Source organism: Streptomyces sp. A0642 (assembly GCF_004795105.1).
Taxonomy (GTDB): Bacteria; Actinomycetota; Actinomycetes; order Streptomycetales; family Streptomycetaceae; genus Streptomyces.
The window spans coordinates 223,696-232,849 of the sequence record NZ_SSBL01000010.1 but is presented as its reverse complement, the minus strand read 5'-3'; the positions used below and the strand labels follow the sequence as shown (position 1 = coordinate 232,849).

The following is a 9,154-nucleotide window of genomic DNA, read 5'->3' as shown; positions in this document are numbered from 1 at the left end:
TTCATAGTGTTTCGGTGGTCATTGCGTTAGGGAAACGCCCGGTTACATTCCGAACCCGGAAGCTAAGCCTTTCAGCGCCGATGGTACTGCAGGGGGGACCCTGTGGGAGAGTAGGACGCCGCCGAACAATTATTGTAGAAAGCCCCGTGCCCTTGTGGCACGGGGCTTTTCTGCGTTCCGGACCCGGGTTCGCCGGCGCACCGCGGAGCGGGACGAGTGCCTCGGGCGGAGGGCGGTCAGAGGGCGGGCGAGGTCTCGCAACACCGCTGGTGGGCCGGGTCGGTGACGGTGCGACAGGCGGTTTTGCACACCCCCTGATTCAGGGTATGCTTTAGCTCGTTGCCGCAGGGCAGCAAGGCCCCAATAGCTCAGTCGGTAGAGCGTCTCCATGGTAAGGAGAAGGTCTGCGGTTCGATTCCGCATTGGGGCTCAGCCAGACGAAAGGCCCCCGCCGAGTGGCGGGGGCCTTTCGCATGTCCGGAGCGGATCCGGCCCTCTCCGGGACCGGCAGGATTTACCCGGCGGCCTGGGGTACGGGTACGCGCATCGCGAGGATGGCCATGTCGTCGGAGGCCGGTTCGGCGGCGAAGCGCTCGACGGCCCGCAGAATGCGTGATGCCACCGCACCCGCCGTCAGGCCCGTGCAGTTGGCCAGCACGTCCGCCAGCCCGTCGTCCCCGAGCATGCGGGTGCCCTCCCGGCGTTCGGTGACGCCGTCGGTCACGCACAGCAGGACGTCGCCCGGTTCCAGGGTGACCGTCTGCTCGTACAGCTCCAGATCGTCGATGACGCCCAGCAGGGGCTGCGGTTCCGCCGCCGCTTCGACCGTGCCGTCCTGCTGCAGGCGCAGCGGCAGGGGATGGCCGGCGCAGACGACCTTCAGGAGCGCGCTGCCGTCCTCCTGGGGCCACAACTCGCCGTACAGAAGGGTCAGGAAGCGACTGCGGGCGCCCTCGTCGAGGATCGCGGCGTTGAGCCGCTCCAGGACGGCGGGGCCGCTGAAGCCCTCGCGGGCGAGCAGGCGCAGGGCATGCCGGGCCAGACCCGTCACCGCCGCTGCCTCGGGACCCGTACCGCAGACATCGCCGATGGCGAATCCGTAGGCACCGTCACGGATCGGGAAGACGTCGTAGAAGTCGCCGCCCACCTCGTTGCCCTCACCGGCTGCCCGGTAGATGACCTCGATCTCGACGTTGGGTACGTCGGGCAGGCCCGGCGGGAGCAGGCTGCGCTGGAGGGACTGGCTGATCGCCATGCGCTCCGAATAGAGACGGGCGTTGTCCAGCGCGAGAGCGGCTCTGCGCGACAGGTCCTCGGCCAGTTCCAGGATCTCCTGGCGGAAGTGGTCGTCGGACGGCTTGCCGAGCGTGAGCATGCCGATGACCCGGTTACGGGCGACGAGCGGGAGGACCACGGTCTCCCCGCCCACCGCGGCCGCCGTGGCGAGTGTCGTACGGATGCCGGCGCCGAGCCCGCCGGGGTCACCGAGGCCGATGGTGCGCATGGAGGTGCGCAGCGCCGCCTGGTGGGCGGCTTCGGACGGCGCCGACCAGACACGTGCGCCGGGCGTCGGCACCGGGTCCGGCGGGGCGATCTTGGAGAGCAGGGCCTTGAGGCCGTCGATGAGCTCCTCGTCCTCGTGCAGCACGTACGACAGGTACGGATCCGAGGACTGGTCGGCGATCGTGTAGACGGCGCACCAGGTCGCCAGGGTGGGGACGGTCATCTGCGCCATCAGGGCCAGCGTCTGGTCCCGGTCGAGCGTGCCGGCCAGCAGGTCGGAGGCCTCGACGAGGAAGGAGAGCGAGCCGCGGCGCAGGCGTTCCAGTTCCCCCAGGCGGGCGGACTCGACGGCCAGGGCGATGCGGTCGGCGGCGAACTGGAGGCGCAGGGCCTCCTCGTTCGAGTAGCGCCCGGCGGCTTCGGCCGCGACGCCCAGGGAGCCGGTGAGCCGGCCCTCGACCTTCAGCGGGACCGTGACCACCGAGCGCATGCCCGTGTCGCTGAGCAGCGGAACCGCGCCGGGTACCGCGTCCAGGTCCTCATGGACGGCGGGCATCCGCGCGGAGCCGTACCGTCCGGTGCCGGCCTCGACGGGCACGCGGGCGAAGCGCTGACGGGCCGAGGGCAGGCCGGTCGTGGCCCGTACCTCCAGCTCCGTCTCGTCGTCCGTCGCCAGGAGCAGGAAGGCCGCGTCGGCGTCGAGCATGTCGCGGGCCCGCTCGACGGTCCGCTGGAGCAGCCCGTCGAGATCGTCGGGCGCGGGCGAGCCGATGAAGACCTCGAAGGGGTCCGTCGTGCGGCTCTCGGTGCCCGCGTCCGAGACCGGAGTGCGTACCGGCGACTGGAGCACGGCCCGCTCGTAGTCGCGCACCAGCAGGCACACCGTCGAGGGTTCGCCCTCGGTGTCCCGCACGCGCAGGTGGGAGCCGTAGACCTGGATCGTGCGGCCGTCGGCGGCACGGATGCCGTAGCTGCCCTCCCAGCGCGAGAGGCGCAGCGCGTCGGCGATGCCGGTGTTGGTGCCCGGGGTCTGCGGCCAGGCGGTGAAGTCGGTGAACTGCTTGCCGGTGACCTGGTCCGCCGTGTGCCCGAACAGGTACGTGGCGTCGTCGTTCCACGCCGCGATGGAGCCCGAGCTGTCGATCTGGACGACGGCGACCCTGACCCGTTCGTCGGTGACGGGGAGCAGACCGACCGGGAGCAGCGGGCCCGCGGACCGGATGCCCACCGGCCGGGCGGGGAGATCGAGCTGGAACCAGACGTGCTTCTGCGTGGGGGAGTACTCGACGCCCCAGCGGGAGGCGAGCGCCGCGCACAGGAGGAGGCCGCGGCCGCCCTCCCGGTCGGGGCCGGCGAAGTCCAGCCCGGCGGACTGGAGCGGGATCTCCCGTTCCGGATAGTGGTCGGAGACCTCGACCCGGACACCGTCCTCGGTGCGCAGGCACAGCACGTCCGCCGCCGTGCCCGCGTGGACGACCGCGTTGGTGACGAGTTCGCTGGTGAGGACGACGGCGTCGTCGACGACATCGGTGTACCCCCACCCCTGGAGGGTGTCCCGGACGAAGGCGCGGGCCGTCGCGACGGAGCGCCCCACCGGGTCGAAGGTGGCAGCCGCGCGCGCCGTGATCACAGCACTCCCCATATGGTGTCTCGTCGCTTCCCCGAGTCCTGTGCCCGTTTCTCGCCGCTTCGATTCGCCTGCCAGGCTAGACGCTCCGTGCAGGTGCCGGATACACGAGGGCCGGGTTCGGGCACGTACGGGCAGGAACAGGCGGGTGACCGGACAAGTGTGGGCTTCCGCCGGGAGGGATGGGGGACAACCATGGGAGGTTCCACCCCGACCGCTTCCGGCCTGGTACGTTTCAACGATTTGACGTCCGCATGGTCACCCGTCGACGGTGGCGTGTGGCGGTGAGCCATACAGGATCTGGGCAAGCTCTCGGACAAGGCCCGGGCGATTCGGTCAAACCCCTGCGGGAGGGACACGGTGGAGTCTGACGTGGCGGCGCGGGGGACAGGTACGCGCAGTGGAGGCGGACAGTCCGTGAAGAAGCAGCGCAATGGAACCGTCGAAGTCGACGCCGCCGCACTCAACAGACTGCTGTCGGGTCTGGTGGCCATGCGCGACGGGAACTTCCGCAGGCGTGTGACCGTCTCCGGCGACGGCGTCATGGCGGAGCTCGCGGCGGTCTTCAACGAGGTGGCCGACCGCAACGTGCATCTCACGGGCGAGCTCGCGCGCGTACGGCGCGTGGTCGGCCGGGAGGGCAAGCTCACCGAGCGGCTGGAGACGGGGGCCTGCGAGGGTTCCTGGGCCGCCGCGATCGACGCGTCCAACGAACTGGTCGATGATCTCGCCCGCCCGGTCTCGGAAGTCGGACGGGTGCTGTCGGCGGTGGCCGACGGCGATCTCGAGCAGCGGATGGAACTGCGCTCGCACACGGCGGACGAGACGGTACGGCCGCTGCGCGGCGAGTTCCTGAAGGTCGCCCGGACGGTCAACAACCTCGTCGACCAGCTGTCCGCGTTCACCGAGCAGGTGACGCGCGTCGCGGTCGAGGTGGGGACCGAGGGCAAGCTGGGCGGCCAGGCCCAGGTGCGCGGCATGTCCGGGTCCTGGAAGGACCTCACGGACTCCGTGAACACCATGGCGTACCGGCTGACCGCGCAGGTGCGGGACATCGCCCTGGTGACGACGGCCGTGGCCAAGGGCGATCTGTCGCGGAAGGTCACCGTCCATGTGGCCGGTGAGATGCTCCAGCTGAAGAACACCGTCAACACGATGGTCGACCAGCTGTCGTCGTTCTCCTCCGAGGTGACCCGGGTCGCCCGCGAGGTCGGCACCGAGGGAGAGCTCGGCGGCCAGGCCACGGTGCCGGGCGTGGCCGGGGTGTGGAAGGACCTGACGGACTCCGTCAACACGATGGCCGGCAACCTCACCTCCCAGGTGCGCGGCATCGCGGAGGTGACGACGGCGGTCGCCAACGGTGACCTGTCGCAGAAGGTCCGGGTGAGCGCGCGCGGCGAGGTCGCGCAGCTCGCCGAGACGATCAACCAGATGACGGAGACGCTGCGCACCTTCGCGGACGAGGTCACCCGCGTGGCCAGCGAGGTCGGCGGCGAGGGTCTGCTCGGCGGCCAGGCGCAGGTCCCGGGCGCCGCGGGCACCTGGAAGGACCTCACCGATTCGGTGAACACCGTCTTCCGGAACCTGACGACCCAGGTGCGCGACATCGCGCAGGTGACGACGGCGGTCGCCAGCGGAGACATGTCGCAGAAGGTCACCGTCGACGTGGCCGGCGAGATGCTGGAGCTGAAGAACACCGTCAACACGATGGTCGACCAGCTCCAGTCCTTCGGTTCGGAAGTGACCCGGGTGGCCCGGGAGGTCGGCGTCGAGGGCCGGCTGGGCGGCCAGGCCGAGGTGCCGGGAGCGGCGGGCACCTGGAAGGACCTCACGGACTCCGTCAACACGGCGTTCCGGAACCTGACGGGTCAGGTGCGCGACATCGCGCAGGTGACGACGGCGGTGGCGAACGGCGACCTGTCGCAGAAGGTCACGGTCGACGTGGCCGGCGAGATGCTGGAGCTGAAGAACACCGTCAACACGATGGTGGCGCAGCTGTCCTCCTTCGCCGACCAGGTGACGCGCATGGCGCGTGACGTGGGCACGGAGGGCCGCCTCGGCGGTCAGGCGCGGGTCGACGGCGTCTCCGGTACGTGGAAGGAGCTCACCGACTCCGTCAACTTCATGGCGGGGAACCTGACCTCCCAGGTGCGCCAGATCGCGCAGGTGACCACGGCGGTGGCGCGGGGCGACCTGTCGCAGAAGATCGACGTGGACGCGCGCGGCGAGATCCTGGAGCTGAAGAACACCATCAACACGATGGTGGACCAGCTCTCCGCCTTCGCGGAGCAGGTGACGCGCGTGGCGCGCGACGTGGGCACGGAGGGCCGCCTCGGCGGTCAGGCGCAGGTGCCCGGCGTGGCCGGCGTATGGCGCGATCTGACCGATTCGGTGAACGGCATGGCGGGGAACCTCACCGCTCAGGTCCGTAACATCGCCCAGGTCGCCACGGCGGTGGCGCGGGGCGACCTGTCGCAGAAGATCGACGTGGACGCGCGCGGCGAGATCCTGGAGCTGAAGAACACCCTCAACACGATGGTCGACCAGCTCTCGAACTTCGCGGAGCAGGTGACCCGGGTCGCCCGGGAGGTGGGCACGGAGGGCATCCTCGGCGGCCAGGCCGAGGTGCAGGGCGTGTCCGGTACGTGGAAGGACCTCACCCAGTCCGTCAACGGCATGGCGAACAACCTGACCCTCCAGGTCCGCAACATCGCCGAGGTCACCACCGCGGTCGCGAAGGGCGACCTCTCCAAGAAGATCACCGTCGACGCCAAGGGCGAGATCCTCGAACTGGTCACGACCGTCAACACGATGGTCGATCAGCTGATGAACTTCGGCGACGAGGTGACGCGAGTCGCCCGCGAGGTGGGCACCGAGGGCATCCTCGGCGGCCAGGCCCGCGTCCGGGGGGCCACGGGCATCTGGAAGGACCTCAGCGAGAACGTCAACCTGATGGCCAACAACCTGACCAGTCAGGTGCGGAACATCTCCCGGGTCTCGTCCGCGGTGGCCAACGGAGACCTGACGAAGAAGGTCACCGTCGAGGCGCGCGGAGAGGTCGCGGAACTGGCCGACACCGTCAACACGATGGTGACGACCCTGTCGTCGTTCGCCGACGAGGTGACCCGCGTGGCCCGCGAGGTGGGCACGGAGGGCGAGCTGGGCGGCCAGGCGCGCGTCCCCGGGGTCTCGGGTACGTGGAAGGACCTCACCGAGTCCGTGAACTCGATGGCGTCCAACCTGACCGGTCAGGTGCGCCAGATCGCCACGGTCACCACCGCCATCGCCAAGGGCGATCTCACCAAGAAGATCGACATCGACGCCCGCGGCGAGATCCTGGAGCTGAAGAACACCATCAACACGATGGTCGACCAGCTGTCCTCGTTCGCCGACCAGGTCACCCGGGTGGCCCGCGAGGTGGGCACGGAAGGCCAGCTGGGCGGCCAGGCGCGGGTCCGGGACGTGGACGGCACCTGGCGCGACCTCACCGAGTCCGTGAACGAGATGGCCGGGAACCTGACCCGTCAGGTCCGCGCCATCGCGGCCGTGGCCACCGCGGTGACCCGGGGCGATCTCAATCTCAAGATCGATGTGGACGCCGCGGGCGAGATCCAGGCCCTGCAGGACAACATCAACACGATGATCGCCAACCTGCGCGACACCACCGCCACCAACAAGGAGCAGGACTGGCTCAAGGGCAACCTCGCCCGGATCTCCGGTCTGATGCAGGGACGGCGCGATCTGGACGACGTGGCCTCGCTGATCATGAGCGAGCTGACCCCGGTCGTCTCCGCGCAGCACGGCGCCTTCTTCCTCGCGACGGCGACCGGGGACACCGACGCGCTGGGTGCGGAGGGCGGCAAGGAGGGTGCGTACGAGCTCCGCATGCGGGGCAGTTACGGCTATTCGGCGGGCTCCATGCCGACGTCCTTCCGTCCCGGGGAGACGCTCATCGGCACGGCGGCCGAGGAGAAGCGGACGATCCAGGTGGACAACGTGCCGCCGGGGTACCTGAAAATCTCCTCCGGTCTCGGCGAAGCGCCGCCCGCGCACGTGATCGTGCTGCCGGTGCTCTTCGAGGGGAAGGTGCTGGGCGTGATCGAGCTGGCCTCGTTCCAGCCGTTCACCCACATCCAGCGGGACTTCCTCAACCAGCTGGCCGAGATGATCGCCACGAGCGTCAACACGATCAGCGTCAACACCACGACCGAGAAGCTGCTGGAGCAGTCGCAGCAGCTCACCGAGCAATTGCGCGACCGTTCGCAGGAGTTGGAGAACCGGCAGAAGGCCCTCCAGGCGTCCAACGCCGAACTGGAGGAGAAGGCCGAGCTGCTGGCCCAGCAGAACCGCGACATCGAGGTCAAGAACACCGAGATCGAGGAGGCGCGCCAGGTCCTGGAGGAGCGCGCCGAGCAGCTCGCCGTCTCCATGCGGTACAAGTCGGAGTTCCTGGCGAACATGTCCCACGAGCTGCGGACACCGCTCAACTCGCTGCTCATTCTGGCCAAACTCCTCGCGGACAACGCCGAGGGCAATCTGTCGCCGAAGCAGGTGGAGTTCGCCGAGACCATCCACGGGGCGGGTTCCGATCTGCTCCAGCTGATCAACGACATCCTCGATCTGTCGAAGGTCGAGGCGGGCAAGATGGACGTCAGCCCGACGCGGATCGCGCTGGTGCAGCTGGTCGACTACGTGGAGGCGACGTTCCGGCCGCTCACCGCGGAGAAGGGGCTGGACTTCTCCGTACGGGTGTCGCCGGAACTCCCGGCCACGCTGCACACCGACGAGCAGCGGCTGCTCCAGGTGTTGCGCAACCTCCTCTCCAACGCGGTGAAGTTCACCGACAGCGGCGCCGTCGAGCTGGTGATCCGGCACGCTGGTGCGGAGGTTCCGGACGCCATCCGCGAGCAGCTGCTGGAAGCCGGCTCCCTGCGGGACGCCGACGCCGATCTGATCGCCTTCTCGGTGACCGACACCGGAATCGGGATCGCGTCCAGCAAGATGCTGGTGATCTTCGAGGCGTTCAAGCAGGCGGACGGGACGACCAGCCGCAAGTACGGCGGCACCGGCCTCGGTCTCTCCATCAGCCGGGAGATCGCGCGGCTGCTGGGCGGCGAGATCCATGCGGCGAGCGAGCCGGGCCGCGGTTCGACGTTCACGCTGTACCTGCCGCTGCACCCGAGCGAACTCCCGCCGCAGGGTTATCCGCAGCTCGGCCCCGGGCCCATCGAGGCGCACGGCGCGGCGGTGGAGAGCGGCCGGCTGCCCGAGGCGGGCCAGGGTTCCGGTCCGGGCTTCCAGACGTTCGGGGAGGCCTCCGGGGCGCCGGGGAACGGGCCCGACCAGAGTGGTGCGGCAGGGCTGTTGAGGCGTCGGCGCAAGGCGCTGGGCGGCGGGCGGCAGCAGTCCGCACCGCAGCCCCGTCCGGCCTCGCCGGCGGACCGGCCCGCGCCGCAGGAGCCGTGGGCGCTCGGCGGTCAGCAGGAGCCCGAGGTCCGCAGGACGTTCCGGTTCGGCGGCGAGAAGGTGCTGATCGTCGACGACGACATCCGCAACGTCTTCGCGCTCACGAGCGTGCTGGAACAGCACGGTCTGTCGGTGCTGTACGCGGAGAACGGGCGCGAGGGGATCGAAGTCCTGGAGCAGCACGACGAGGTGACCCTCGTCCTGATGGACATCATGATGCCGGAGATGGACGGCTACGCGACGACGTCGGCGATCCGCAGGATGCCGCAGTTCGCCGGTCTTCCGATCATCGCGCTGACGGCGAAGGCGATGAAGGGCGACCGCGAGAAGGCGATCGAGTCGGGAGCATCCGACTACGTGACCAAGCCGGTCGATTCCGACCATCTTCTGTCGGTTATGGAGCAGTGGATGCGCGGAGAGTGATCACTAACTGAGCGAATCAGTCGCGATGTGGGGACTGGTCGTGTCGGAAGGAGTGTGGAATCGCGGATCCCGGGGAACCTTCTGGTCTCTCGCCGCGTTTTCCCTGTGTGCACAGTGACATCGCGGTGACAGGGT

General features: G+C 69.3%; 2 protein-coding genes, 1 tRNA gene and 1 rRNA gene. 3 read left to right on the top strand and 1 reads right to left on the bottom strand.

Features of this window, described 5'->3' with window-relative positions; genetic code table 11:
• Nucleotides 1–10: 10 nt before the first annotated feature.
• Together rrf and E6R60_RS19830 are read left to right on the top strand one after the other, a co-directional pair.
• Nucleotides 11–127, top strand: a 5S ribosomal RNA gene (gene rrf / locus E6R60_RS19835).
• 230 nt (nt 128–357) lie between these two features.
• Nucleotides 358–430: transfer RNA gene (locus tag E6R60_RS19830), tRNA-Thr, on the top strand.
• Between the two features lie 84 nt (nt 431–514).
• On the opposite strand, the gene E6R60_RS19825 is transcribed toward E6R60_RS19830, so the two are convergent.
• Nucleotides 515–3,133, bottom strand: coding sequence for a SpoIIE family protein phosphatase (locus E6R60_RS19825; RefSeq protein ID WP_136327919.1), 2,619 nt, complete (start codon nt 3,131–3,133; stop codon nt 515–517).
• Between the two features lie 414 nt (nt 3,134–3,547).
• Here E6R60_RS19825 and E6R60_RS19820 point away from each other — a divergent pair, with 414 nt between their 5' ends.
• A complete protein-coding gene (locus E6R60_RS19820; protein ID WP_136327918.1) occupies nt 3,548–9,019 on the top strand; it encodes a HAMP domain-containing protein in 5,472 nt (1,823 codons plus the stop codon).
• The last annotated feature ends 135 nt before the right edge of the window (nt 9,020–9,154 follow it).